This window comes from Nocardia rosealba (assembly GCF_020216065.1).
Classification (GTDB): Bacteria; Actinomycetota; Actinomycetes; order Mycobacteriales; family Mycobacteriaceae; genus Nocardia; species Nocardia rosealba.
This window is the reverse complement of record NZ_JAIWNA010000002.1, coordinates 776,428-798,627: the sequence shown is the minus strand read 5'-3', so window position 1 is coordinate 798,627 and position 22,200 is coordinate 776,428. Positions and strand designations below refer to the sequence as shown.

Here is a 22,200-nt window from a genome sequence, read left to right as displayed (position 1 = left end):
GAGTTCGGCGTCCGGCTGCCGTCTGCATTGATAAAGCCGACACGACCCGAGGAGCCCACCATGAGCGCCACCTACACCTACGACGTGTTCTCCACCCTGGACGGCTTCGCCTCCACCAGCGGCGACTGGGGCGGATACTGGGGCAAACAGGGCCCCGAACTGCTCGATCACCGCCTCGACCTCTACCGCGACGAGCAGCGGATGATCTTCGGCGCCAACACCTATCGCGAGTTCACCGAACTGGTGGCCGGCGCCTCGGAGAACCCGGAGATCTTCGACCCGTGGGTCGTCCGGATGATGAACATGCCGCTGACCGTGGTGTCGAGCACGCTGCGCGAACCTCTCGACTGGCACGACGCGAACGTCGCCGCGGGCGATGCCGTCGATGTCGTCGCCCGGCTCAAAGCCGAATCCGACATCCCGCTGCGCTCGCACGGCAGCCTCTCGCTGAACCGGACGCTGATGGCAGCGGGCTTGGTCGACCGGGTTCAGGTGACGGTGTTCCCGGTCATCACCGGCAAGACCGGGCAGCGACCCATCTTCCAGAACGCCGCCGACTTCGACCTCGAACTGCTCGAGAGCCGCACCCTCGACGGCAACACCCAGGAACTCGTCTACGCGCCGACCCTGCACTCCTGAGCGGTGCACGACACCGCTCCCCCAGCAGCCGCTCGGCGCCGTCGATTGCACCGGCGTCCGGTGACGAGTTTGCTCGAATCGCGGTGCGAAGTGGCCGCGCGCTTCATGATCGAAGTCATCATCTCGTAGTTCGGCGGCCGATGTGAGCAGGCCCTCATCGGTTGCTGATTGGTTCCCTGCCGACGGGGCATTCGGCCCTCAGGACTGTGTTGTCCCTGCGAAAGGATGCGCTCGATGAACCAGCCAGACCACGAGTTCCCGGATGACTCACGCACCATCAGGCCGCACGCGGGCGAATCTATCGAGGACACGAGGAACTGGCCCGGCCTGATCTTGATCGGGGTCGGATTGGCACTGCTCGGCATCACCCTCACCGCCGCCGGCTACGGATTCGGCGGTTGGGCGATCATCGGCGGCGTAGCCTGCGTGGCCTGCCTGCTCGCGGGGACCGCGCTGGTCGTGGCCGAGCACCGGCGGGTGAAGGCGCAGAAATGATGATTCTCCGGGCGCCGGGTGTGTACCGACCCCAGGCCGATACATGGATGCTTGCCGAGGCGCTGCGCGCGGTCCCCCACCTGCGCAACGGCCGGGTACTCGAACTGTGCGCGGGCACCGGCGTCGTCACGCTGGCCGCGGCGAAAGCGGGGGCCGCGAGTGTGACGGCCGTCGACCTGTCGCGACGGGCGCTGATCTCGACCTGGCTGAACTGCCGCTTGCGCGGCGTGGCCGTGCAGTTGCTGCACGGTGACTTCTCGGCCGCGGCACGACTGCCGCGCTTCGACGTGGTGCTGGCGAACCCACCGTACGTGCCCGCCGAGCGCGAGGTCGGCCGCGGCCGGGCGCTGGCCTGGGACGCGGGCCCCACCGGGCGCAGCGTGCTCGACCGGCTGTGCACGACGCTGCCCGATCTGCTCACCGACAACGGGGTCGGCTTGATCGTGCACTCGGCGATCAGCGACCCCGACCGCAGCCTGGACCAGTTGCGGGCGGTCGGCGCCGAGGCGCAGGTGGTGGCCGTGGACAAGGTGCCGTTCGGACCGGTGTTGCGGTCGCGGGCGCGGCGGTTGGCGGCGCGTGGATTGATCGCGAAGGACCAGCGTGACGAGGAATTGGTGGTGATCCGTGTCGAACGAAACTACTGCCCCGCCGTCGGGGAGCCCGCCTGACCGCAGGCGGGTGGTCCTCACCGACGGGCCGGCCCTGATCGAAGGTCCGGTCGACCTGGTGACCCGTGAGGGAACAGTGCTGCACTGTGACCGTTTCCAGGTCGCGCTGTGCCTGTGCAAGCGCTCGGCCACCTACCCGCTGTGCGATACCAGCCACCGGCGCCGCCGCCGACGTAACAACGAAAGCAGCACCTGATGACCAGCACTGTCACCCTCGGGCGCGCCCTGCCTGCGCCCCGCGGCGAATTGTCGGCCGCCCTGGTCGAAACCCTCACGCACGCACCGGGTTCGGCTGTTCCGCCGGACCCCGGCACCGATCCCTACGGTGAGGACGCCGCGCTGGCGTTGCACACCTGCTACGAACTGCACTACCAAGGTTTCGCCGGTGTGGACGAGGACTGGGAGTGGGATCCGGGGCTGTTGGGCCTGCGCCGAGGTCTCGAACAGCGGTTCCTCGCTGCCATGCGGGCCGATGTGCCCGGCGGCGACGACGTGGACGCCGAACTCGACCGGTTGCTCGAGCCGTCGGCGCCCGGCGGTATCGCGGCCTACCTCGCCGAGCAGGGCACTGCCGAGCAGTTGCGCGAGTACTTCGTGCACCGCTCGATCTATCATCACATCGAGGCCGACCCCTACGCCTGGGTGATCCCACGCCTGCGTGGGCAGGCGAAAGCCGCGCTGGTCGCTGTCGAATTCGACGAATACGGTAGCGGCCACGGCGACCGTGTGCACGCGCGCCTCTACGCGGATCTGCTCGCGGGCGCCGGTCTGGAACCCGGCTATCTGCACTATCTCGACGAGGTGCCCGCTCCCATGCTGGTGCTGGTGAACATGATGTCGCTGTTCGGTCTGCACCGTGGTCTGCGTGCCGCGTCGGTGGGCCATTTCGCGGCCAACGAGATCACCTCCTCACCGGCGTCGGCCCGCCTGGCCGAGCTGGCCCGCACCCTGCTCCCCCACCCCGCCTGTATCGGCTTCTACACCGAGCACGTCGAAGCCGACGCCGTGCACGAGCAGGTGATGCGGCGCGATGTGATCGCCGAATTGCTGCGCACCGAACCCGATTCGGCGGCGAGCATCGTTTTCGGGATCCAGGCCACCGACCTGCTCGAGGACCGTTTCGCCGATCAGGTGCTCGAGTGCTGGCGAGCCGGGCGCAGTTCACTGCTCAGTGAATTGCGGGCACCCGCCGTACCCGGGTGAAGGTGATGGTGACCGGGAACCCGTCGAGCTCACCGCGATCGCGGTCCGAGCCGGTGCTCAGGTGATCGGTGATGCTGTGTAGCACGTTCCAGCCGAAGGCGTTCTCGTCGACCGGGTCGGGCTCCCCGCACAGTGCCTGCACGGCGATCCGCAGGCGGAAACCGTCGGCGTTGACATCGCAGTGCAGGCGGGTGTCGGGCACGGCGGCGAGGATCAGGCTGGTCGCCGCTTCGTCGACCGCGACCCGGATATCGGCGATTTCGTCGGGCGTGAACCCGGCCAGGTGGGCGGCCGTCTCGGCGACGGCCCGCACCATGACCAGTTGTCCGAGGTCGGCGTCGATCCGCAGGTGGGTCGAGGTCGCGTGGGCCGAATCCGCGACGGTCCGCTCGCTCGAAGCCACGACGTAGCCTCCTCACCGATGTCGGGTGGTACCGGGTGGGTCGATCCCACTGCGCCTACCCGCCGGTCGGCCGGTCAAACATCGACGGGGTGGTCGGAGGCATCGTCGACGCAGCTGTAGTGGCGGAACAACGGCCGCACGCCCGCCAGTTCGAGCGCGCGTTCCACCTCCAGCCCGCCGACGAGCAGTCGCAGCTCGACCCCGTGTTTCCAGGCGTTGGCTTTGGCCGGTCCGAGCAGCGCGGCCAGCCGGATACTGAGGAAATCGGTGCCGCGCAGGTCGAGCACCACCACTCGGGCTCCCGATCGCACCGCACGGTCGAGGAGTGCGCAGAATTGCGGCTGCCGGGCCGCGTCCAGTTCGCTTCCCGCCCGCAGTACCCAGCAGCCATGTCTGCCGGGATCGACGCGAAGCAGGGCTTCGTCGTGCGCCGCGGAGCCGCGGTACCAACGCAACCTGCTCGAGCGTCGCGGATCCGTGACGACAGACATAGAACCTCCTGGACGACAGGGGATTCCGGTTTCATGCCACCGCGCAACCGACGTTCCGGGTGTGGATAGCACAAAGACCGGGGTCGGCTGGAAGTCTCAACCTAAGGCAATTCTGGCACGCTCGGCCGCTGCTGTCACGGCACAGGTGTCTGCTCCGTGAGCGCCTGTTCGCGCAGCGAGCTCAAGGTGCGCGACAGGATGCGAGAGACCTGCATCTGGGAGACGCCGAGGTACTCGGCGATCTGGTTCTGGGTCTTGCACTCGAAGAACCGCATGATGAGCACGTCGCGTTCTTCCTCGGGCAGAGCCGCGATCAGCGGGCGCACCGCCATCGCGTCCTCGGTGAGCTCGTAGCAGTGTTCCTCGGCGCCGAGGGTCTCGGTGATCGGCTGCGAGGAGTTGTCGCGGTCGTCCTGGGTGACCCCGTCGATGGAGTTGGTCTGGTAGCCGTTGCCCGCGACCAGCGCGCGGGTGACCTCGACCAGTTCGACCTCGAGTTCGTCGGCGAGTTCGCGGGCGTTGGGCACGCGGCCGAGTCGCTGCGACAGTTCCTCGGTGGCCGGACCGATCCGCAGCTGGATCTCCTTGAGCCTGCGCGGGACGCGCACCGCCCAGGTGTGGTCGCGGAAATGCCTGCGAACCTCGCCCATGATGGTGGGGATCGCGAAGGAAAGGAACGAGGAGCCGCGGCTGACGTCATAGCGGTCGACCGCGAGCACCAGCCCTACGCGGGCGGTCTGCTCGAGGTCGTCGAAGAGTTCACCGCGCCCGGCGAATTTGCGGGCGATATGGTCGGCCAGGGGAAGGCACAGCCTGATCACCTCTTCGCGGAGGGGTTCACGCTGGGGGTCGTTCGGGGAAAGTGCCTGCAGCTTCTCGAACCACGGTTCGATGTTGTCGTAGCTGTCACCTTTTGAGTGGGAGCGTCGGACGGTCGAGTCGTTGGCTGTTGTCGCTTGAGCAGTCGTCATCACATGTGCCTCCGATTCCGTGGGGTCGGATGCTTCTGGATTACCCGATCTGTATGCGAAATAAGCCTACGCTTTCGATCCCGGTGTCCGCATCACCCCCCGACCGGCCCGTGCGAGCGGCGGATCCAGCCGAATTCGACGGTGGTCGGATAGCCGTTACGGGCCGCGTCGAACGGGCCGTATTCGGTGCGCAGCGCGTCGGTGAGGGTGGCCACGACATGCCAGCCGAAGGCATCCTCATCGATCGCTTCGTCGCTGCGCGCCACGGTCGAGACCCGCGCTCCGAGTGCCCCGCCGCCACCGGTGAACGCGCAATCGATCAGGGCCTCCGGTGCGGCGGCGAGGACGAGGGCGGTCACCACCTCGTCGAGCGCCAGCAGCAGATCAGTGACCTCGTCGAGCGCGAAACCGCCTACCAGCAGGACTGTTTCGGCCAGCGCGTGGACCATGGTGAGCTGCTCGAGCTCCGCCGGTACCTGAAACCCGACCGTTGTCGACCGGGGCGCGGTCTCGCGATCCTCCGCTCGCATGCCGCCTCCCTGTGTTGCCTGTCGTGGTCGCAGGTTACCCGACCGTGACGTCGTCTAGTCCGTGCCCTTCTCGCGCTGTTCGGCCCGTTCGTGGACGGTGAGCAGCAGATGATCGAAGCGGGTGCGCAGAACGCCGGACACATCGGTGAGCGAACCGAGTTCGGCGACCAGGCGCCCGGCCAGCGCACGGAGCTTGGTGTTGGTCTCCTGTGAGCGCCAGGTGAGTACGTCGAATGCCTGCTCGGCGCTGATCCCGTAGACGAGCATCACCGCGCCCTTGGCCTGTTCGATCACCGCTCGGGCCGCGTAGAGACTCGGCAGTTCGTCGTCGAGGGTTTCCTTGCGGCGCCGCTCGAGGGTGTCGGTGACATCGATGTAGTAGCCGGTGGTGCCGATGACGCTGCCCGCGTCGTCGACCATCTGATCGGCCACGACGATCACGTCGTGCACGACGCCTGCGGTGTCGAGGATGCGGTGGGTACTGCAGAACGGTTCGCCCTCGGTGACCGACTTCTCGATCATGGTGGCGACGTGGGCGCGGTCGTCGGGGTGCTTGTGCGACAACAACAGTGCGGTCGTGGGGTGGACGGTGCCCGGTTCGTATCCGTGGATGCGGGCGACCTCGTCGGACCACTCCCAGCGCTGATCGGCGAACCAGAACTTGAATCCGCCCGCGTCCTGCGCCCTGCCCTCGCCGAGCACGCGCCGCAGTGACTGCGCACCGCCCGTCGATAGACCCTCACTGTGCTTCATCCCTGAAGTATCTCGCGACCGGGACCCGGGTACGCACACAGTGCCCGATCGCGTCCGCTCACCCGGCGCGGCGCTCAACACGGCGCCGCCGCGCCCGGTTCGGGCAGTGGCTCCCCCGGTGTCGGAATCGGAGGAAACGGGTCGGGAACATCCGGGGGCGGTGGCTGTCCGGGGCCCGGCCCGGGTGGTGGGTCACCGGGCAGCGGGTGGCCCGGCTCCGGTGGCGGTGGCGGCCGACCGGGATCCGGCGGTGGTGCCGGATCGGGGGTGGGCGGAATCGGGTCTCGCGGTTCGGGAATGGGTGGGCTGGTCCACATCGGGGTGGTCATCGCAGCCTCCTCACGGGGTCGGAAACGCCGGTCGTCGGGCAGGTACCCCGTGCCGGGGCACCTACACAGCGTCGTTTCGGCCGCAACCGATCGGCTATTACCCCGGCATGGACCACAGCACAGCCCCGCTCGTCGCCGCGGTCGCCGACTACCGCAACAAACACCGGTACGGGTTCACCCCGCCCGGGCACCGACAGGGTCGCGGGGTGGACGACCGGGTTCTCGCGGCGCTCGGTGCCGATGCCTTCGCCGCCGATCTGCTGGCCAACGGCGGACTCGACGACCGGCTCGCACGCAACGGCTACCTCACCGAGGCCGAGGACCTGATGGCCGACGCCGTCGGCGCCGAGACGGCGTTCTTCTCCACCTGCGGCAGCTCGCTGTCGGTCAAGGCCGCGATGATGGCGGTGGCCGGCGGCAACGACGGCGGCCTGCTGGTGGCGCGCGACAGCCACAAGTCGATCGTCGCCGGCCTGATCTTCTCCGGCGTCCAGCCGCATTGGATCAGCCCGCGCTGGGACGCCGAACGCCACTTCTCCCATCCGCCGTCACCGGAGCAGGTGGAACAGGCGTGGCAGGAGCATCCGGACGCGGCGGGCGCGGTGATCGTGTGCCCGAGTCCGTATGGAACCTGTGCGGATCTGCGTGGCATCACCGAGGTGTGCCATGCGCGCGGCAAACCGGTCATCGTCGACGAGGCTTGGGGTGCGCACCTGCCGTTCCATCCCGAATTGCCCACGTGGGCGATGGATGTGGGCGCCGATGTGTGCGTGGTGAGCGTGCACAAGATGGGCATGGGTTTCGAACAGGGTTCGGTGTTCCACCTGCAGGGCGATCTCGTGGATCCGGGCCGTTTGCGCCGCTGCGCGGATCTGCTGATGACCACCAGCCCGAACGTCCTGATCTACGCCGCGCTCGACGGATGGCGAAGACAGATGGTCGAATTCGGGCACGACCTGCTGGGGCAGGCACTCGACCTGGCCAAACGCACCCGCGCCGAGATCGACCGGATCAGCGGCCTGACGGTGATGCACGACGAGCTGCTCGGCGTGGAGGCCTCGCACGATCTGGATCTGCTGCAGGTGCTCGTCGATGTCTCCGAGACCGGCGCCACCGGGTACGAGGCGGCGGACTGGTTGCGCGAGCATCACCACCTCGATGTGGGCCTCAGCGATCACCGCCGGATTCTGGCGACGATGTCGATGGCCGACGACGACACCTCCGCGGAGGCACTCATCGACGCGCTCGCGCTGTGGCGCCGGGCCGGTCTGGACCCCGCACCGCACCACATCACGCTGCCGTCCCCGCAGGATCTGCAGCTCGACACGGTGATGCTGCCGCGTGATGCCTTCTTCGCCCCCACCGAGATGGTGCCCATCGACAAGGCGCCGGGCCGGATCGCGGCCGAACAGCTCACGCCGTACCCGCCGGGCATTCCCGCGATCGTGCCGGGTGAGCGGATCGGTGACACGGTCGTGGAGTACCTGCGTTCCGGTGTCGAGGCGGGGATGAATGTGTCCGATGCCAGCGATCCGCAGTTGCACAACATCCGGGTTGTCCGCCAGTCCTGATCGTCGAGCGAGAGGAAGTGTTGTCGTGGCCGCCGAACAGTTGCGCGCAGTGGCGCTGGTCTGCACGTTGAAGCCGTCGCCCGCCGAATCCAGCAGTCAGCTCATGGCCGATCAGGTGCTGGCCGAGCTGGCCGCCAACGATGTGGCCGGGTCGACGGTGCGTATCGCCGATTTCGAGGTGCGACCGGGGGTGAGTGCCGACGAGGGCGAGGGCGACGAGTGGCCGCAGATCCGGCACCGCATCATCGACGCCGATATCGTCCTGATCGCGACGCCCACCTGGTTGGGTCATCTGTCCTCGGTGGCCCAGCGCGCGCTGGAACGTCTGGATGCCGAGCTGTCCGACACCGACGACGCGGGCAGGCCCGTCATGCTGGGCAAGGTCGGGATCGCGGCCGTCGTCGGGAACGAGGACGGTGCGCACAAGATCGTGGCCGACACCTTCCAGGCTCTCGACGACATCGGATTCACCATTCCGGCTCAGGGCTGCACCTACTGGAACGGGGAAGCGATGGGCGGCACCGATTTCAAGGATCTGCCCGACACCCCGGAGGCGGTGCGCACGACCACGGCGGCGATGGCGCGTAATGCCGCGCATCTGGCCCGGTTGCTGCGGGCGAACCAGTACCCGGCCTACCAGTGAGCCACCGGTAGGCCGGGCGAGGGGTCAGAGGATCGGGCGTCCGCCGGTGACAGCGAGGCGGGCGCCGGAGATGTAGCTGCCGTCGTCGGCGGCGAGCAGCACATAGGCGGGGGCCAGCTCCGCGGGTTGACCGGCCCGGCCGAGTGGGGTGTCGTCACCGAACTTGCTCACCTTCTCCGTGGGGAAGGTCGACGGGATCAGCGGTGTCCAGATCGGGCCCGGAGCCACGCTGTTGACCCGGATTCCCTTCTCCCCCAGCATCTGCGCCAGGCTGGCCGAGAAATTCGCGATGGCGGCCTTGGTGGCGGCATACGGTGCCAGCGTCGGGGAGGGCATGTCGGAGTTCACCGACGAGCTGCCGATGATCGACGAACCGGGACCCATATGGGGCAGCGCCGCCTTCACCAGGTGGAAGTAGGCACCGACATTGAGGGCGAACGTGTAGGCGAATTCCTCGTCGCTGATCTCGGTGATGTCGTCGTGCGACATCTGGAAGGCGGCATTGCTCACCAGCACATCGACTCGACCGAATTCCTCGACGGCCTTGTCGATCACCGCACGGCAGTGCGCGGCGTCCGACAGGTCACCGGCCATCAGCACGGCACGGCGGCCGGCCTTGGTCACCAGGTCGGCTACTTCTTTCGCGTCGTCGTGTTCGTCGAGATAGGAGATGAGGACATCGGCGCCTTCACGGGCGTACGCGATGGCGACCGCACGTCCGATTCCGCTGTCGGCACCGGTGACGACAGCGGCTTTGCCCGTCAATTTGCCCGATCCCTGGTAACTGTTCTCCCCACAATCGGGCACGGGGTCCATTTTCGATTGGATGCCGGGAACCTGCTGCTGCTGTTCGGGAAATCCCATGATCGAAGTCCTCCTCGCCGGGAACGGGGTCTCCGATCGGACTACCTCCCATCGGCATCGGCAAACAGGTCAGTGCCCGCACGGGTCGCGTAATCGCAACCCTTCGTGGGCTTTGATCCGGCGGTGTTCGGCGAGCACGATACCCACGCCGCCGAGCAGACACACCACGCACAGAATTCCGGCTATCACGGCCCAACCTTCGAAGCCGTATCCGGCTGCGGTGAGGGTGAGCGCCAGCAACACGACGCCGACGCCGATCAGGATCAACCCGGGCCAGTTCCAAGCGTCTTCGATGGATTCGCCGACATGCGAGCGGGTAGTGCGTTCGGTGTCGGGAAATTTGTGATGATGAGGGAGAGCGGCATCGTTCATGGCCGGGCCGTCCTTTCGATGGGATCCGCTGGTCTGCGCGTACCCCTGATCCGACAGCCCAATCGTGTGGTTTGCCGACTCCTCGAGGCGGTATCCGCCAGTAGGTGTTTTCCCGATGCGAGCACGTCGATCCAGGACAGAAGGGTTGCGCATAGATGACAGAGCAGCAGCACATTCCCCCGGAGTTCACGCGCCCGCCGGTGCCGCCGGACGAAGACGGCGGGCAGTGCGAGCCGCCCGGTCCGAAACCGGACCAACAGGGGCCGGAGCTGCGCAGTCCCACCGGCGCACCCATTGCGGGTGAGGCGAATATCCGGGCCCAGCAGGGTGACGCGCTCACCACTCCGCAAGGGCTGCGCCAAGCCGATACCGATCATCAGCTCAAAGCCGGGCCTCGTGGTCCGGTGCTGCTGCAGGATTTCCACCTGCGCGAGAAGATCACCCATTTCGACCACGAACGCATTCCGGAGCGGGCCGTGCACGCGCGCGGTGTCGGCGCGCACGGTGTCTTCGTGTCCAACGGTGCCGCCGCCTCGCTGACCCGGGCCAAATTCCTCGCCGCCGACGTTCGCACGCCGGTGTTCGTGCGATTCTCCACGGTGCTCGGTTCGCGTGGTTCGGCCGACACCGTGCGCGATACACGCGGTTTCGCGACGAAGTTCTACACCGAGGAAGGCGTATACGACCTCGTCGGCAACAACATTCCGGTGTTCTTCATCCAGGAGGCGATCAAGTTTCCCGATGTGGTGCACGCGGCCAAACCGCATCCGGACCGGGAGATCCCGCAGGCACAATCCGCGCACGACACGTTCTGGGATTTCGTCTCCCTGCACACCGAGGCCACCGCGCACACCTTCTGGAATATGTCCGACCGTGGGTTGCCGCGGTCGCTGCGGATGATGGAGGGATTCGGTGTCCACACCTTCCGGTTGGTCGCCGCCGACGGTGCCACGAGCCTGGTGAAGTTCCATTGGAAGCCGCGCCTGGGTGTGCATTCGATGTTGTGGGAGGAAACGCAGCTCACCGCCGGGTTCGACCCCGATTTCCATCGCCGCGATCTGGCGGACGCCATCGAGGCGGGCTATTTCCCGGAGTGGGATCTGGGTGTCCAGGTCTTTCCCGACACCCCCGAGCAGGTGTTCGAGGACATCGATCTGCTCGATCCGACCAAGCTCGTGCCGGAGGAATTGGTGCCGGTGCAGGTGATCGGCACCTTGCGGCTGACGGCGAATCCAGTGAATTTCTTCGCCGAGACCGAACAGGTGGCGTTCTGCCCGAGTCATCTGGTGCCCGGTATCGAGGTCACCGACGACCCGCTGTTGCAGGGCCGGTTGTTCTCCTACCTCGACACCCAGCTCAGCCGGCTCGGCGGACCGAATTTCGCGCAGTTGCCGATCAATACCCCCCACACCGCTGTCAACGACATGTTCCGCGACGGCATGCACCAGACCGCGGTGCACACCGGTCTGGCACCTTACAAACCGAATTCGCTCGACGGCGGGTGCCCGTACGCGGCCAGTTTCGCCGGTGAGGCGTATGTCGAATCGCCGACTCCGATTCCGCCGCCGCAGGCGAAGCTGCGCACCTCGGCGAACACCGACAAGGCGCAGGTGTCGTTCGCCGATCATTTCTCCCAGCCGCGCATGTTCTATCGCAGCCTCACCCCCGGTGAGCAGCACCGCCTGGCCGATGCCTTCTCGTTCGAGCTGGGCAAGTGCACGTCGGTGACGGTGCGCGAGCGCGCGGTGCAGATGCTGGTCAATGTCGACGAACAGCTGGCCGGGTATGTGGCGAATCAGCTGGGTGTCGATGTGCCCGCGCCGACGGCGAACACCGTCGATCTGGCGCCGAGTCCGGCGTTGTCGCAGAAGCGCGGTGCGTTCCCGGTCGACGGACGGACCGTGGCGGTGCTGGTGGACGAGACCAGTGCCGGTGGGGCGGTGCAGCAGGTGTGCGCCGATCTGGAACAGGCCAAGGTGCGGCCGTTGCTGGTCGCCGCACACGGCGGCGAGGTGGAGGGCCGCAAGGTCGACCGCACGTTCGCCACGATGCGCTCGATCGAGTTCGACGGGTTGATCGCGTTGGGCGCGCCGATCGATCCGCGGGTGGATGTGCTGGTCAACGAGATGTGGCGGCACGGGAAGGCGATCGCGGCGGTCGGTGCGGCGGCGAGTCTGCTGCAGCGCAACGGTGTCGATGCCGATGCGCCGGGTGTCGCGGTGGCCGAGGCGCCGCAGACCGTGACGCAGGTGGTCACCGATCTGGGTGAGCACCGCGCCTGGGATCGGATCGAACCGCGCGGATGAACCTGTCGTGCCCGGTCCGCGGTGCGGGCCGGGCGCGCTGGTGTCAGTCTCCGGGCACCTCGGTCTGCCGCTCGGGTGGGACGAGATAGGCGCGCAGATCGTCGATCTTGGATTCGATGCGTTCGGCGTTCTCGGCGTCGACCCGGAATATCCAATGTTTGGCCCCGAGCAGTAGCACGGCCTGGAAGACCAGCTGGAACCATTCGCTCTGCCAGTTCTCGAAGGTGCTGGCCAGGAACTCCGGCCAATACCCCGACCACTGGAATGGTTGCCCCTGCTGTTGCTGAGTGTTGCGATACTCGATGAGCTGGAACACGAACTGCGCGCCCCACGAGCCGATGAACAGCAACATCAGCAGGTAGACAGCTCCCCAGCGACGAAAATGTGCCATAAACGGCAGATACCCGGCAAACCGGTAGCGACACAACCAGGCCGTCCGCCCCCGGATGTCGTTCCCGATCCGCGCCGTCAGGGACTGCGCGCTGTTAGGTTCGGATGATGGTGCCGATCCCCCATGTGATCGCCTTCGCCGGTGCGGCGTTGCTCATCATCGTGATCCCCGGCCCGAATGTGCTGTTCGCGATCGGGCGCGCGCTGACGCTGGGGCGCAGACAGGCGCTGCTGTCGGTTCTCGGCTCGGTCGCCGGTTCCGTCATCCCCCTGGCCGTCGTGGCGCTCGGGCTCGGCGCTGTGCTGATGACCTCGACGATCCTGTTCACGGCGGTCAAGGTGATCGGCGCGCTCTATCTGATCTACCTGGGTGTCACGGCGATTCGTGACCGCAAGAAGCTGGTGCTCACCGCGAGCGCCGCCGGCGGTGGCCGGTCGATGCGGCAGGGGTTCATCGTCGGTGCCACCAACCCGAAGACGGCGGTGTTCTTCGGCGCGGTCCTGCCGCAGTTCACCGCCCCCGAGGCGGGACCGCTGCCGGTGCAGATGCTGATTCTCGGCGCGATCTTCCTGCTCATCCAGATGACCTGCGACGGTGTGTGGGCCGTCGCCGCGGCGACCGCGCGGGGGTGGTTCGCGCGGTCACCGCGACGGCTCGAGGCTGTGGGCGGTGTCGGTGGGGCGATGGTCGTCGGTGTCGGGGCCGGTGTCGCGTTCGCGCGCTGACCTGCGCGGTCAGTCGCGGGTGAGGATGAAGAAGTAGGGGTCGGGGAGGCGCCGGTAGTCCATGATGCCAAGGACCGTGGTGGGGTCGACACGTCGGAAGGTGTCGATGATGGGCAGATGGTCGTAGATCATCGCGGTGGTGACGGTGCCCCGGTGGTTGATCTCCCGCAGGCGGGCGCGATGCCGGGCGGTGCGCAGCGTGGGCGCGAACAGGTCGAGGCGTTTGCGGGTCTGCTCGACGAGTGCGGTGGGGATCTTGTCGACCAGTCCCAGGGGGATGCGTTTCGGGTCGACCGGGAAGATGTCGCCCTTGGGGGTCGCGAACAGCAGCGGGTGAACGTTGTCGGGGCCGTCGAATTGTTTGCCGTACCAACCGGAGGCCGCGAGCAGGCCGTCGAGCCGGTGGCCGGTGGCCAGTTCGCGGCCGTGCCAACGGCCGGTGAGGTCGGTGGGCGCGACGGGTGGGAGGCTGTCGAACAGGGCGAGCGCGTCGTCGCGGCGGCAGGCGGGTTCGAGTGCTGCCAGACGGTCGGCGGCGGACATGCGGGTTCCTCTCAGACGGGCAGGCGAAGGGCGCCGGGCGCATCCGCCGGTACGGCGGGACGGCTCGGCGCGACGGGGGCGATGCGCCGGTAGGCGGTCCCGAGCTCGGGGCGTGGATCGGGCTCACCCTTGTTGGGCCAGAACGCCATGGCGCGTTCGGCCTGGGCGGTGATGGTCAGTGACGGGTTCACGCCGAGGTTGGCGGTGATGGCGCTGCCGTCGGCGATGTGCAGCCCCGGGTACCCGTACACCCGCTGATAGGGGTCGATGACCCCGGTGTCGCGGGAATCGCCGATGGTGCAGCCGCCGATGTAGTGGGCGGTGGCGGGGATATTGAAGATGTCGGTGGCGATATTGCCCGTGATGGCATCGGATTTGCCGGCGTAACGGCGGGCGATGTCATGGGCGAGCGGTATCCATTCCGGATTGGGTTCTCCCGCACCCTGTTTGGTGACCAGCCGTCGCCCCTTCAGATACGAGGTGAGCGAGTTGTCCAGCGATTGCATCACCAGCAGGATCACCGACCGCTCCGAGGCACCGCGCGCGTTCTGTGAGCGCAGGAACTGCACCGGATGCAGCAGCATGGTCAGCAGCAATCGCAGGAACCGGAATGCCCCGCCGTCGACCATCGGCACAGTCTGCACGAACAGCGCGTTCTGCCCCTTGCCGTAGGTGCAGACCTCGACGTGGGTCTGAGGTTCGGGGTGGATCGAGGACGTGATGGCCACACCCTGGGCGAAGTCGCGCCGGGTCTTGCTGGTGACGCCGATGATCGCCTCGGAATTGCTGCGCGTCAGTTCACCGAGCCGCGAAGACAATTCGGGCAGGGCACCATTGCGGCGCAGGGTGTGCAGCAGCTTCTGGGTGCCGAGCGCGGCGGCCGCGAACACCACCTGTTCGGCGGTGAAGGTGCGGCGGTCCTTGCGCAGCAGGCCGTTGGAGCGCACGGTCTCCACCCGGTATCCGCCGGTGCCGTCGGGGGTCACCGAGGTGACCGTCGTCAGCGGATGCACCTGCGCGCCCTGGCTTTCGGCCAGGTGCAGGTAGTTCAGGGTGGTGGTGTTCTTGGCGTTGTGTTTGCAGCCGGTGAAGCATTCCGAGCAGTGGATGCAGCCCGCGCGGCGCGGTCCGGCACCACCGAAGTAGGGGTCCTCGACCTCGACCCCTTCGGCGCCTTCGTTGAAGAACACGCCCACGTGGGTGCGGTGGAAGGTCTCGGCCACCCCGAGATCGGTGGCGACCTGCAGCAGCACGTCGTCCTTGGGGCCCAGTTTCGGGTTCTCGACCACGCCGAGCATCCGTTTGGCCTGGTCGTAGTAGGGGGCGAGTTCGGATTTCCAGTCGGTGATGTGGGACCAGGCGCGGTCGCGGTAGAACTCGGGCAGCGGCTCGTAGAGGGTGTTGCCGTAGATGAGCGACCCACCGCCGACACCGGAACCGCTGAACACCAGGCACTTGCCGAGCGCACTGATGCGCTGTGGGCCGGTCAGCCCCAGGCGTGGTGCCCAGATCGCTTTGGGCACATTCCAGTTCGTCTTCGGGTAGTCCTCGGCGTTCCAGCGGCGCCCGGATTCGAGCACACCCACCCGGTAGCCCTTCTCGGTCAGGCGCAGGGCGGTCACGCTGCCGCCGAATCCGGAGCCGACGACGATCACGTCGTAGTCGTAGCTGGTCATGGAACCATCACCTCGTAATCGGCGGGATCGAACCGCGCCTGTTTGCGGTATTGGACTCCCAGCAGGGGCCAGTTGGTGGTGATGCGGCCGTCGGCCTGGCGGTACCAGGACGAACACCGGCTCCACACACTGTCTGCCAGGAGTTCCTGGATGCGAGCGTCGTAGGCCTTCTCCACCTCGGGGCGCACGGCGAGGGGCCGGCCGGTCGCCGCGAGATGGGCGACGTAGCGGCCCAGGTATTTCGCCTGTGCCTCGAGGAAGTAGATGATCGAGCCGCCACCGGTGTTGGTGTTGGGCCCGTACATGATGAACAGATTCGGGAACCGGGGCACGGTGACGCCGTAGTAGGCGCGCGCACCCGCCTGCCACTCCTGGCCGAGCGTGCGGCCGCCCGCTCCGGTGATCGTCATAGGTGCGAGGAACTCGGTGGTCTTGAACCCGGTCCCCCAGATGATGACGTCCACCGCGTGCTCACGTCCGTCGACGGTGCGGACGCCGGTGGGCGTGATCTCGCTGATCGTCTCGGTGCACAGTTCCACGTTCGGCTCGGTGAGCGCGGGAAGGTAGCTGTCGGAGAACAGGATTCGCTTGCATCCGACGTCGTAGCCGGGCCACACCTTCTCGAACAAGCCCGGCACCGCGCGGGTCTGGCGGCGCATGTGCCACTTCGACCAGGCTCGGATGGCGCGGGCCAGGGGCCGGGCGTAGACCCAGGCCAGGCTGAGCCCTTCGACGACGCCGTACCAGGTGCCGCGTTCGGCCAGCTCCGTGGCGGGCACCTTCTCGAACATCCGGTGGTGCAGGCGCCCGAATTCGCGGTCCGGTCGCGGGATGATGTAGGGCGCGGTGCGCTGGAAGACGGTCAGACTGCCCACGCGTGGCTGGATCTCGGGGACGAATTGGATCGCGCTGGCACCGGTACCGATCACCGCGACCCGTTTCCCGGTGAGGTCAACGTCGTGGTTCCACTGGGCGGAGTGGAAACTGCTGCCTGCGAAGGTCTCGCGGCCCGGGATGTCGGGCAGGGCCGGGCGCGAGAGCTGCCCGACGGCGGAGACCACGACGTCGACGATCACCGTTTCACCGCCGGCCAGCGACACCGTCCATTTGCCGGTCGCGTCGTCGTAGGCGGCGCCGAGCACCTCGGTGCCCAGGCGCAGGTGGCGGCGCACATCGTAGGTGTCCACGAGCCCGCGGATGTAGTCGAGGATCGCGGGTTGGCGCGAGAACCGGTGCGGCCAGCGCGGATTGGGCGCGAAGGAGAACGAGTAGAACGGCGAGGGCACGTCACAGGCGGCACCGGGATAGGTGTTGTCGCGCCAGACCCCGCCCACCTCGTCGGCTTTCTCGAAGACGACGATGTCGTCGAAGCCCCGCTTCTTCAGTTCGATGACGGCGGCCAGGCCGCCGAAACCGCTGCCGATGACCGCGATGGACGGTGTCATGCGTTCCTCTCGAGGATCAGACGCGCGCATTCGCGCGGCGCGTCGCTGAACGGCAGGTGCCCGCAGCCGGGCAGGTCGATGTGCCGGGCGAACGGGAGCACGGTGCGGGCGTGGGCGCTCTGGGTGCGGTGCACGAGGACCACATCGCGGGTACCCCAGGCGACCGTCACCGGGATGTCGGTGAGTGCGCCGAAGTCCTGGTCCGGTGACAGCACGTAGTTGTCGAAGTCGTCGCGGGCGGCGGTGAACGCGTCGGCTCCGGCGAGTCCGGCCAGGTCGAGCCGCGCGGCGGTCGGGGTGACCAGCGTCGGGCGGCCGAACATGGCCGAGAGCAGCAGCACCCGTCCGGCCCGGTGATCCACCGATCGGGCCAGGACCGGGCCCGCTGCCCGCGCGGCGCCGCGCATGCCGGTGAGCAGTGTCTTGGTCCATCGCAGTCCGGCTCGGTCGTAGAAACCGATCGGGGAGAACGCGGTGACCGCCGAGGCGATTCCGGTGCGACCCAGTTCCAGCGCGATACCGCCGCCCATCGAACTGCCCACCAAGTGGGGGCGTTCGATCTGGTTGTCGGACAGCCACTGCGTGAGCCAGGTCGCGTAGCCGCGTGGTCCCGGTGCCACGCCGGGAACGAGCGGCGACTCGCCGAAGCCGGGCAGGTCGAGCGCGATCACCTCGTGTTCGGCGGCCAGCGCGTCGATGATCGGGGCGAATACCTGCCATCGACTGCCGAGACCGTGCACCAGCACGATCGGTGTGCCGGTTCCGCGGCGGTGGTGGGAGATCTGCGTCATCGCAGCCCTTCGTGCAGGAAACAGTTACTGCGTACGGTTTCTTGATTTCACCAGCCCGGGACTCCCCCGTCAATAGCGAGTTATCGCCGGGTGTGTCGGAGACCGCGCTCACAGTATCGCGCAACTATTCGTCAGGGCGTACGATTTCTTGCGTGACCGAGCAACGCCCCCGCCGCACCCAGGCGCAACGCCGCGCCTCGACCCGGGCTCGCATTCTGGCCTGCACCGCCGAGTGCCTGCTCGAAAGCGGCTACGCGGCAACGACGGTGAGCGCCGTGCAGGAACGCGCCGGATTGGCGCGCGGCACCGTGCAGCACCACTTCCCCACCCGCGCCGAGCTGCTCGTCGCCGCCACCACCCAGGTGGTCGACCAGCGGCTCGAGCAGTTCCGTCGCGAGGCCGAACTGCTCCCGCCGGGCCGCGACCGGCTGCAGTCGGTGGTCGACCTGGCCTGGCGCGACCTGAACAGCCCGGCCTTCTTCACCGCCCTGGACCTGTGGGTGGCCGCGCGCACCGACGCCGAACTGCGCGACCGGCTCGTGCACGAGGAACAGCGGGTGTTCACCGAGATGCGCAGGCTCTACCTGGAGGTACTCGGCGAGCCCTATGCCGCCGACCCTCGCGCCGAGCTGCTGGTGGAGTTCACCATCGACCTACTCACCGGGCTGTCGATGACGGCCATGCTCACCGGCACCCTCGGCGAACGCGAAGCCGTGGTCCGTCGCTGGAAACGCGCACTCGCGGTGCTGGTCGGTCAGCTGCCCAGCGACGAACTGCTCGACGGCAGCCCGTTGCCGCTCACCGCGTCAGCGGGCTGAGCCCTTGGTGTCGCGGTTGACGACACCCACCGACGACAACCCGTGCCAGCACAGGGTCACGGTCATCTCGACGGCCTCGTGCTTGGGGATCGGGCGGCCCGCGTCGAGCCAGTGCCGTGCCGTGGAGTGGCTGGCGCCTACGAGGCTGAACGCGCAGGCGAAAGCGCGCACGTCGTCCATGCCCGCGGCGCGCAGCTCGGCGCTGACCAGGACCGCGCAGGTGTTCATGGCGTCGCGCACCCGCCACTGCACGCACGGTTCGCTCGGCACCGGTGATTCGAAGACCAGCGTGTGCCCGCCCGCGTCCTCGTCGACGAAATCGAAGTAGGCGCCGACCGCGCGGCGCACCTTCTGTTCGCCCTTGGTGCCTGCCAGTGCGTTGCGCACACCCTCGACCATGCGGTCGAGGTAGCGCTGCAGGACCGCCAGGTAGAGGTCGAGTTTGCTCGCGTAATGGGTGTAGAGGACCGGTTTGCTCATGCCCGCGCGGCTGCCGATGTCCTCCATGCTCGTGCCGTGGTAACCGTAGGCGACGAACACGTCACGGGCGGCGGCGAGCACCACCTGGCGCCGTTGGGCACGGGCGGCGTCCACACTCGCTGCGGGTTCGGTCGCGAGGTCTTCGCTGTGGAGAATCGTCATGCGTTGTCCTCGGTCTCGCGGGTCGGGCCGTTCACCATGTCAGCACCGGCTTGATGACCTTACCGGTGCGCTGATCGTGCAGAGCGGCGGCGATGTCGGAAGCGGGGTAGCGGCTGACGAGTCGATCGACCGGGAACCGGCCCTGCGCGTGCAGGTCCAGCAGGTGGGGAATGAAGGTGGCGGCGACGCTGTCGCCTTCGAGGCAGCCGCGAATCGCCTTGCCCTGCAAGACGATATCGCCGACATCGATGGGTGGGGCACCGCGGCCGAGACCGACGGCGACCACGGTGGCGCCGATACCGAGGGCGGCGACCGCGTCGCCGAGCACGGCCGGTATTCCCGTGGTGTCCACGGCGTGGGTCGCGCCGCCGCCGGTGAGCTCACGCACCCGCGCCGCCGTCGCTTCCCCCGCGGGGTCGACGGCGGCGCGCGCACCGAGCTCGAGGGCGAGTTCCCTGCGCGAGGAGGATGTTTCGACGACGACCACCTCGACGTCGGGCACCGTGCGCGCGGCGAGCAGGGCGGCCATGCCGACCGCGCCCGCACCGTAGACGACGAGGCGGGCGCCGGGTTCGGGGCGAAGCACGTTGAGGACCGCGCCCGCTCCGGTCTGGAATCCACACCCGAACGGCGCGGCCAGGGCCGGGTCGACGGCGGGGTCGACGACCACGGTGTTGTCCTCGCTGCTCAGCGCGTAGCCGGCCAGACTGGATTGGCCGAAGAACCCGGACATCACCGGTGACCCGTCGACCAGCACCCGAGGGGTGTCGTGCGCGCGGCGACCGAAGTTGTTCAGCGTGGTCGCGTGCAGGCAGTAGGCGGGTCGGCCCGCGCCACAGTTGGCGCAGTCGCCGCAGTGGCGGAAGGTGAGCACGACGTGGTCTCCGGGCCGGACGGCGCGCACTCCCGGCCCGACGGCCTCGACGACCCCGGCACCTTCGTGCCCGAGCAGGATCGGCCGGTCGGCCGCACCGGCGCGCCGGGTGGCCAGGTCGGTGTGGCAGATGCCGGTGGCGGCCATCCGGACCAGGATCTCCCCGGCGCGCGGCTCGTCGATCTCGACCGTCTCGACGGAGAAGTCCGCCGACGGATCGCGCGAGAGCACGGCCGTGGTGCGCATCAGCTGTCCCGTTCCAGCAGGAAGTAGAAGTACTGCCCGCCCGCGAGGACCAGTTCGGGGCGGCCGTTCATGATGCCCATCAGGGTGTTGTCGTCGAGCCATTTGAAGTGGTCGAACACCGGGCGACCGTCGTAGACCATCGTGGCGGTGACCTCACCGCGGAACTCGATGTTCCACAGCGTCGCCTCGCCCTGCCCCATCTCGACATTGGAGAACAGGGTGCCGTCCTCGGCGCGGCAGATCAGCGGTTTGGCGTCGTCGAGGGCCAGGAAGGTCTTGCCGTACCAGCGGCTGGCGGGCAGCGCTTTGCACAGCCGGTGACCGGTCTGGAAGGCGTCGCCGCGCCACTGCCCGAGGATGTCCTCGGCGCGCGCCGGGCGTAGCCGCGTCCAGATCTCGTCGAGTTCGGCGGTGGACACACCTTCGTTCTGTGCCCGGAGTTGTTGCCAGCGTGGCTGTTCGGCCATGGGTGTCCTCGTCTCGCCGTTACCCGAACCAGGTGGTTCGGGATTGACCATAGTTCCGAACCAGATGGTTCGGCAAGGGGTAACATCCAGCGCATGCGAGCGGCAGGTGAGGCAACCAGGGAGCGAATTCTCGCCGCGGCCAAGGCGGAATTCGCCGAATTCGGCATCGCGGGCGCGCGGATCAACCGGATCGCCGAGGCCGCACATGCCAGCAAGGACCGCCTCTACGCCTATTTCCCCGGCAAGAAGGAGCTCTACGCCGCCGTCACCGAACGCTGGGCCAGCGAAGCCTCCGCCCGCACCGCCATGCGCGCCGAGGATCTGCCCGGGTACGTCGGACGCCTCTTCGACCATTTCCTCGCCAATCCCGACGATGCCCGCTTGCAGGCCTGGGCGGATCTGGAACCGGCCGAGGAGGAGGTGGCGCGCGCGTTGCGCGAGATGGTTGCGAGCAAGCTGGCCGAGCTGCGGCGCGGGCAGCGCGAGGGGCTCGTGACCTCCGATATCCCGGCGGCGCTGCTGCTGCGCATGCTCACCGACCTGGCCCGCACCACCGCCGTCCATGCCGCCCAAGCCGGTGGTGAGCACGTGGCGACCCAGCGCGCGGCGACCGTGCTGGCGGCCGCGCGCATGGTGGCCCCCTAGACGCCGGGGACGGTTTCGACCTGCAGCAATTGACGGGCGATCAGGTCGGTGAGATGAGCTCGGGTGGTGTCGAATTCCCCGCGTAACCAGGCCGCGACGAGTTCGAGCGTTCCGCTGACCACCGTGTAGGCGGCCATGTCGGTGTCCAGCGGCGTCGAAATCGGTGACGGGTGCAGCTCGCGGCTGACCGCGGCCATGGCCCGGGCGATGGCGTGCTGGGTGGCGAGCCGGGCCCGCTGTAGAGCTTCGGTGCTGTGGGCGTTGAGCAGCAGCGCGTGGCGGCGTGGGTCGTCGAGCAGGAAGCCGAGCGCGGCATCGGCGGCGGCATGGACCTGGCTGTGGATGTCGGGTTCGGCCGCGTGGGTGGCCGCGACGACGGCGGCGATGCCCTCGGCGGTGAGCTCTTCGACGAGGGTGGTGAGCACGGCGTCACGATCGGCGAACTGTTCGTAGAAGTAGCGGTCGTTGAGCTTGGCTCGTGCGCAGACCGCGCGCTTGGTGACGGCGGGCGCACCCTCGGCGGCGAGCAGGTCGAGGGCGGCGTCGAGCAGGGCCGCGCGCCGGCGGGCGCGGCGTTCGTCGGCCGTCACTCCCCCGTAGGCGCGGGGGGACGTCGCGGTGTCCTCGCTCTTGACCATGACCCCATTGTGGTGCACGCTGACACCACACGAGTTTCTGGTGTCGCATGGCACCAGA

The 22,200-nt window shown here is 68.0% G+C and carries 27 protein-coding genes; 11 read left to right on the top strand and 16 right to left on the bottom strand.

What is annotated here, in order from left to right:
* Window positions 1-60: 60 nt before the first annotated feature.
* From LDL21_RS10645 to LDL21_RS10625, 5 genes are all read left to right on the top strand, one after another.
* On the top strand, window positions 61-639 hold the full coding sequence (locus LDL21_RS10645; protein ID WP_225279847.1) for a dihydrofolate reductase family protein: 579 nt from the start codon (window positions 61-63) through the stop codon (window positions 637-639).
* A gap of 234 nt (window positions 640-873) precedes the next feature.
* Window positions 874-1,134, top strand: coding sequence for a hypothetical protein (locus tag LDL21_RS10640; protein WP_372462162.1), 261 nt, complete (start codon window positions 874-876; stop codon window positions 1,132-1,134).
* A complete protein-coding gene (locus LDL21_RS10635) occupies window positions 1,131-1,805 on the top strand; it encodes a HemK2/MTQ2 family protein methyltransferase (protein ID WP_225279845.1) in 675 nt (224 codons plus the stop codon). The genes LDL21_RS10640 and LDL21_RS10635 overlap by 4 nt, the downstream gene beginning before the upstream one ends.
* Before the next feature lie 10 nt (window positions 1,806-1,815).
* Window positions 1,816-2,001: a CDGSH iron-sulfur domain-containing protein gene (locus LDL21_RS10630; RefSeq protein WP_225279844.1), complete on the top strand. Its 186-nt coding sequence runs from the start codon at window positions 1,816-1,818 to the stop codon at window positions 1,999-2,001.
* Window positions 2,001-3,008, top strand: a complete 1,008-nt coding sequence (locus tag LDL21_RS10625) for an iron-containing redox enzyme family protein (protein ID WP_181697196.1) — start codon at window positions 2,001-2,003, stop codon at window positions 3,006-3,008. The genes LDL21_RS10630 and LDL21_RS10625 overlap by 1 nt, the downstream gene beginning before the upstream one ends.
* On the opposite strand, the gene LDL21_RS10620 is transcribed toward LDL21_RS10625, so the two are convergent.
* The 5 genes from LDL21_RS10620 to LDL21_RS10600 form a co-directional block, all read right to left on the bottom strand.
* Window positions 2,974-3,411, bottom strand: coding sequence for an ATP-binding protein (locus LDL21_RS10620; protein ID WP_181697195.1), 438 nt, complete (start codon window positions 3,409-3,411; stop codon window positions 2,974-2,976). The genes LDL21_RS10625 and LDL21_RS10620 overlap by 35 nt on opposite strands.
* A 74-nt stretch (window positions 3,412-3,485) precedes the next feature.
* Complete coding sequence (locus tag LDL21_RS10615; RefSeq protein WP_225279843.1) at window positions 3,486-3,902, bottom strand: STAS domain-containing protein; 417 nt, start codon at window positions 3,900-3,902, stop codon at window positions 3,486-3,488.
* Window positions 3,903-4,036: 134 nt separating this feature from the next.
* Window positions 4,037-4,873, bottom strand: a complete 837-nt coding sequence (locus tag LDL21_RS10610) for an RNA polymerase sigma factor SigF (RefSeq protein ID WP_225279842.1) — start codon at window positions 4,871-4,873, stop codon at window positions 4,037-4,039.
* Between the two features lie 92 nt (window positions 4,874-4,965).
* Window positions 4,966-5,403, bottom strand: a complete 438-nt coding sequence (locus LDL21_RS10605; protein ID WP_181697192.1) for an anti-sigma factor — start codon at window positions 5,401-5,403, stop codon at window positions 4,966-4,968.
* 54 nt (window positions 5,404-5,457) lie between these two features.
* On the bottom strand, window positions 5,458-6,156 hold the full coding sequence (locus tag LDL21_RS10600; RefSeq protein ID WP_181697191.1) for a PAS and ANTAR domain-containing protein: 699 nt from the start codon (window positions 6,154-6,156) through the stop codon (window positions 5,458-5,460).
* Between the two features lie 436 nt (window positions 6,157-6,592).
* On the opposite strand from LDL21_RS10600, the gene LDL21_RS10595 reads away from it, so the two are divergent.
* Window positions 6,593-8,056, top strand: a complete 1,464-nt coding sequence (locus LDL21_RS10595; protein ID WP_225279841.1) for an aminotransferase class I/II-fold pyridoxal phosphate-dependent enzyme — start codon at window positions 6,593-6,595, stop codon at window positions 8,054-8,056.
* 25 nt (window positions 8,057-8,081) lie between these two features.
* Window positions 8,082-8,699 (top strand): flavodoxin family protein, encoded by a 618-nt coding sequence (locus LDL21_RS10590; protein ID WP_225279840.1) that lies wholly within the window; start codon window positions 8,082-8,084, stop codon window positions 8,697-8,699.
* Window positions 8,700-8,723: 24 nt separating this feature from the next.
* Here the strand turns inward: LDL21_RS10590 and LDL21_RS10585 are convergent, their stop codons facing one another.
* On the bottom strand, window positions 8,724-9,563 hold the full coding sequence (locus tag LDL21_RS10585; protein WP_181697187.1) for an SDR family oxidoreductase: 840 nt from the start codon (window positions 9,561-9,563) through the stop codon (window positions 8,724-8,726).
* 69 nt (window positions 9,564-9,632) lie between these two features.
* A complete protein-coding gene (locus LDL21_RS10580; RefSeq protein ID WP_181697186.1) occupies window positions 9,633-9,935 on the bottom strand; it encodes a hypothetical protein in 303 nt (100 codons plus the stop codon).
* Between the two features lie 155 nt (window positions 9,936-10,090).
* On the opposite strand from LDL21_RS10580, the gene LDL21_RS10575 reads away from it, so the two are divergent.
* A complete protein-coding gene (locus tag LDL21_RS10575; RefSeq protein ID WP_305082680.1) occupies window positions 10,091-12,241 on the top strand; it encodes a catalase in 2,151 nt (716 codons plus the stop codon).
* Window positions 12,242-12,284: 43 nt separating this feature from the next.
* Here the strand turns inward: LDL21_RS10575 and LDL21_RS10570 are convergent, their stop codons facing one another.
* On the bottom strand, window positions 12,285-12,632 hold the full coding sequence (locus LDL21_RS10570) for a DUF6766 family protein (RefSeq protein WP_067638546.1): 348 nt from the start codon (window positions 12,630-12,632) through the stop codon (window positions 12,285-12,287).
* 107 nt (window positions 12,633-12,739) lie between these two features.
* Here LDL21_RS10570 and LDL21_RS10565 point away from each other — a divergent pair, with 107 nt between their 5' ends.
* Window positions 12,740-13,357, top strand: coding sequence for a LysE family translocator (locus tag LDL21_RS10565; protein ID WP_225280335.1), 618 nt, complete (start codon window positions 12,740-12,742; stop codon window positions 13,355-13,357).
* 9 nt (window positions 13,358-13,366) lie between these two features.
* On the opposite strand, the gene LDL21_RS10560 is transcribed toward LDL21_RS10565, so the two are convergent.
* From LDL21_RS10560 to LDL21_RS10545, 4 genes are read right to left on the bottom strand one after another with little or no spacing between them, the layout of a single operon-like run.
* The gene (locus tag LDL21_RS10560; RefSeq protein WP_225279839.1) at window positions 13,367-13,900 is read right to left on the bottom strand and encodes a DUF4334 domain-containing protein; all 534 of its coding nucleotides are present in this window, start codon (window positions 13,898-13,900) and stop codon (window positions 13,367-13,369) included.
* 11 nt (window positions 13,901-13,911) lie between these two features.
* Window positions 13,912-15,576: a GMC oxidoreductase gene (locus LDL21_RS10555; RefSeq protein WP_225279838.1), complete on the bottom strand. Its 1,665-nt coding sequence runs from the start codon at window positions 15,574-15,576 to the stop codon at window positions 13,912-13,914.
* A complete protein-coding gene (locus LDL21_RS10550) occupies window positions 15,573-17,021 on the bottom strand; it encodes a flavin-containing monooxygenase (RefSeq protein ID WP_225279837.1) in 1,449 nt (482 codons plus the stop codon). Before LDL21_RS10550 ends, LDL21_RS10555 begins: the two co-directional genes overlap by 4 nt.
* Window positions 17,018-17,812 carry an alpha/beta fold hydrolase gene (locus LDL21_RS10545; RefSeq protein WP_225279836.1) on the bottom strand — a complete coding sequence of 265 codons (795 nt, stop codon included), beginning with the start codon at window positions 17,810-17,812 and terminating at the stop codon, window positions 17,018-17,020. Before LDL21_RS10545 ends, LDL21_RS10550 begins: the two co-directional genes overlap by 4 nt.
* A gap of 152 nt (window positions 17,813-17,964) precedes the next feature.
* Here LDL21_RS10545 and LDL21_RS10540 point away from each other — a divergent pair, with 152 nt between their 5' ends.
* Window positions 17,965-18,630, top strand: a complete 666-nt coding sequence (locus LDL21_RS10540; RefSeq protein WP_067489773.1) for a TetR/AcrR family transcriptional regulator — start codon at window positions 17,965-17,967, stop codon at window positions 18,628-18,630.
* Here the strand turns inward: LDL21_RS10540 and LDL21_RS10535 are convergent.
* Genes LDL21_RS10535 through LDL21_RS10525 form a run of 3 tightly spaced genes read right to left on the bottom strand, consistent with a single transcriptional unit; the run spans window position 18,619 to window position 20,859 of the window.
* A complete protein-coding gene (locus LDL21_RS10535) occupies window positions 18,619-19,272 on the bottom strand; it encodes a TetR/AcrR family transcriptional regulator (protein WP_225279835.1) in 654 nt (217 codons plus the stop codon). The two genes, LDL21_RS10540 and LDL21_RS10535, sit on opposite strands and share 12 nt — an antisense overlap.
* A 31-nt stretch (window positions 19,273-19,303) precedes the next feature.
* Window positions 19,304-20,392 carry an NAD(P)-dependent alcohol dehydrogenase gene (locus tag LDL21_RS10530; protein ID WP_225279834.1) on the bottom strand — a complete coding sequence of 363 codons (1,089 nt, stop codon included), beginning with the start codon at window positions 20,390-20,392 and terminating at the stop codon, window positions 19,304-19,306.
* Window positions 20,392-20,859, bottom strand: a complete 468-nt coding sequence (locus tag LDL21_RS10525; protein ID WP_067489764.1) for a DUF4334 domain-containing protein — start codon at window positions 20,857-20,859, stop codon at window positions 20,392-20,394. The genes LDL21_RS10530 and LDL21_RS10525 overlap by 1 nt, the downstream gene beginning before the upstream one ends.
* A gap of 93 nt (window positions 20,860-20,952) precedes the next feature.
* Here LDL21_RS10525 and LDL21_RS10520 point away from each other — a divergent pair, with 93 nt between their 5' ends.
* The gene (locus tag LDL21_RS10520) at window positions 20,953-21,504 is read left to right on the top strand and encodes a TetR family transcriptional regulator (RefSeq protein WP_225279833.1); all 552 of its coding nucleotides are present in this window, start codon (window positions 20,953-20,955) and stop codon (window positions 21,502-21,504) included.
* On the opposite strand, the gene LDL21_RS10515 is transcribed toward LDL21_RS10520, so the two are convergent.
* The gene (locus LDL21_RS10515) at window positions 21,501-22,142 is read right to left on the bottom strand and encodes a TetR family transcriptional regulator (RefSeq protein ID WP_225279832.1); all 642 of its coding nucleotides are present in this window, start codon (window positions 22,140-22,142) and stop codon (window positions 21,501-21,503) included. The two genes, LDL21_RS10520 and LDL21_RS10515, sit on opposite strands and share 4 nt — an antisense overlap.
* Between the last annotated feature and the right edge of the window lie 58 nt (window positions 22,143-22,200).

Excerpts from the sequence above, each read along its gene's own strand:
- LDL21_RS10610 (WP_225279842.1), bottom strand. The coding sequence starts at position 4,873 with ATGACGACTGCTCAAGCGACAACAGCCAACGACTCGACCGTCCGACGC.
- LDL21_RS10605 (WP_181697192.1), bottom strand. The coding sequence starts at position 5,403 with ATGCGAGCGGAGGATCGCGAGACCGCGCCCCGGTCGACAACGGTCGGG.
- LDL21_RS10575 (WP_305082680.1), top strand. The coding sequence starts at position 10,091 with ATGACAGAGCAGCAGCACATTCCCCCGGAGTTCACGCGCCCGCCGGTG.
- LDL21_RS10560 (WP_225279839.1), bottom strand. The coding sequence starts at position 13,900 with ATGTCCGCCGCCGACCGTCTGGCAGCACTCGAACCCGCCTGCCGCCGC.
- LDL21_RS10585 (WP_181697187.1), bottom strand. The coding sequence starts at position 9,563 with ATGGGATTTCCCGAACAGCAGCAGCAGGTTCCCGGCATCCAATCGAAA.
- LDL21_RS10595 (WP_225279841.1), top strand. The coding sequence starts at position 6,593 with ATGGACCACAGCACAGCCCCGCTCGTCGCCGCGGTCGCCGACTACCGC.
- LDL21_RS10530 (WP_225279834.1), bottom strand. The coding sequence starts at position 20,392 with ATGCGCACCACGGCCGTGCTCTCGCGCGATCCGTCGGCGGACTTCTCC.
- LDL21_RS10640 (WP_372462162.1), top strand. The coding sequence starts at position 874 with ATGAACCAGCCAGACCACGAGTTCCCGGATGACTCACGCACCATCAGG.
- LDL21_RS10625 (WP_181697196.1), top strand. The coding sequence starts at position 2,001 with ATGACCAGCACTGTCACCCTCGGGCGCGCCCTGCCTGCGCCCCGCGGC.
- LDL21_RS10525 (WP_067489764.1), bottom strand. The coding sequence starts at position 20,859 with ATGGCCGAACAGCCACGCTGGCAACAACTCCGGGCACAGAACGAAGGT.
- LDL21_RS10555 (WP_225279838.1), bottom strand. The coding sequence starts at position 15,576 with ATGACCAGCTACGACTACGACGTGATCGTCGTCGGCTCCGGATTCGGC.
- LDL21_RS10515 (WP_225279832.1), bottom strand. The coding sequence starts at position 22,142 with ATGGTCAAGAGCGAGGACACCGCGACGTCCCCCCGCGCCTACGGGGGA.
- LDL21_RS10615 (WP_225279843.1), bottom strand. The coding sequence starts at position 3,902 with ATGTCTGTCGTCACGGATCCGCGACGCTCGAGCAGGTTGCGTTGGTAC.
- LDL21_RS10535 (WP_225279835.1), bottom strand. The coding sequence starts at position 19,272 with ATGACGATTCTCCACAGCGAAGACCTCGCGACCGAACCCGCAGCGAGT.
- LDL21_RS10570 (WP_067638546.1), bottom strand. The coding sequence starts at position 12,632 with ATGGCACATTTTCGTCGCTGGGGAGCTGTCTACCTGCTGATGTTGCTG.
- LDL21_RS10635 (WP_225279845.1), top strand. The coding sequence starts at position 1,131 with ATGATGATTCTCCGGGCGCCGGGTGTGTACCGACCCCAGGCCGATACA.
- LDL21_RS10600 (WP_181697191.1), bottom strand. The coding sequence starts at position 6,156 with ATGAAGCACAGTGAGGGTCTATCGACGGGCGGTGCGCAGTCACTGCGG.
- LDL21_RS10580 (WP_181697186.1), bottom strand. The coding sequence starts at position 9,935 with ATGAACGATGCCGCTCTCCCTCATCATCACAAATTTCCCGACACCGAA.
- LDL21_RS10545 (WP_225279836.1), bottom strand. The coding sequence starts at position 17,812 with ATGACGCAGATCTCCCACCACCGCCGCGGAACCGGCACACCGATCGTG.
- LDL21_RS10645 (WP_225279847.1), top strand. The coding sequence starts at position 61 with ATGAGCGCCACCTACACCTACGACGTGTTCTCCACCCTGGACGGCTTC.
- LDL21_RS10520 (WP_225279833.1), top strand. The coding sequence starts at position 20,953 with ATGCGAGCGGCAGGTGAGGCAACCAGGGAGCGAATTCTCGCCGCGGCC.
- LDL21_RS10565 (WP_225280335.1), top strand. The coding sequence starts at position 12,740 with ATGGTGCCGATCCCCCATGTGATCGCCTTCGCCGGTGCGGCGTTGCTC.
- LDL21_RS10550 (WP_225279837.1), bottom strand. The coding sequence starts at position 17,021 with ATGACACCGTCCATCGCGGTCATCGGCAGCGGTTTCGGCGGCCTGGCC.